This is a genomic window from Protofrankia sp. CiP1_Cm_nod3 (assembly GCF_982290655.1).
Window position 1 is genome coordinate 10,231 of record NZ_CEVIVD010000136.1, and the last position, 768, is coordinate 10,998.

Below are 768 nucleotides of genomic sequence, written 5' to 3' on the forward strand. Positions count from 1 at the left end.
TTGATGATCTTACTGTTGGCGCCGGTCCTGCCGCCGCTGGCGCCGTCGCCGGCTCGACCGCTGATGCCTGCCCTGCCCCGGGCCCGGGAGCGGCCGTCGGTGCCGGCTCGGCCGTGGGGGCGGTGCCGGCGGAGGCGCTGGACCTCGCGGCGGCCCGCACCGGGCTGGACGGCCAGGCCACCGGCATCGGCCCGGTATCCGGGACGGGCCCTGGCGGCCCGGATCAGGCCAGTGTGCCCTCCTTCACCGGCCCGGGAACCGGGGTGGGCCCGGGCGGTGCCCGGGCGGCCCATCCGGCCCCGTCACGTCGCTGGATCCGGCCTCGCCAGCCCGCCGCGGCGGTCGAAGGACGCCCGGCCTCGTCACGTCGGTGGATCACTGTCGGGCTGCCGGTGATCTGCCTGATCTCGCTCGTGATCTACCCGATCCGGTACGACGACCTGCTCTCGGGGCAGGTCTTCGCGAGCCTGCTGCTGGTGGTGCGCAACCTCCTGCTGGTCATCGTCTGCTGGTCCGCCGTCGGCGAGGTCGCGCGAGCAGTGCTGCCGCGCCCAGGACGACGGTTCCGGCGGCCACGGCCGCGATCATGACTGCGGGTGCGGACGCCCGGCCCAGCAGGGCCCAGGTCGGAGCCAGCGACGCCAGTGACGTCACGCACAGCACCACCGACGTGACGATCACCAGCCGGCGCGCCGCCGCGGATCCGCCGCTGGCGGCGATGACAGCGAGCGCCGGAACAACTGGCGCCAGATACCACGGGTAGACGAC

1 protein-coding gene and 1 pseudogene are annotated in these 768 nt (G+C 74.6%); both read left to right on the plus strand.

Features of this window, described 5'->3' with window-relative positions; translation table 11 throughout:
• A pseudogene (locus AC5LUJ_RS19760) lies at positions 1-590 on the plus strand (hypothetical protein); the annotation flags it as partial.
• Positions 587-763: a hypothetical protein gene (locus AC5LUJ_RS19765; RefSeq protein WP_250286063.1), complete on the plus strand. Its 177-nt coding sequence runs from the start codon at positions 587-589 to the stop codon at positions 761-763. The pseudogene AC5LUJ_RS19760 and the gene AC5LUJ_RS19765, both read left to right, overlap by 4 nt.
• Positions 764-768: the final 5 nt, after the last annotated feature.

Bases quoted from the DNA above. Each gene is read 5' to 3' on its own strand.
- AC5LUJ_RS19765 (WP_250286063.1), top strand. From the start codon at position 587: ATGACTGCGGGTGCGGACGCCCGGCCCAGCAGGGCCCAGGTCGGAGCC.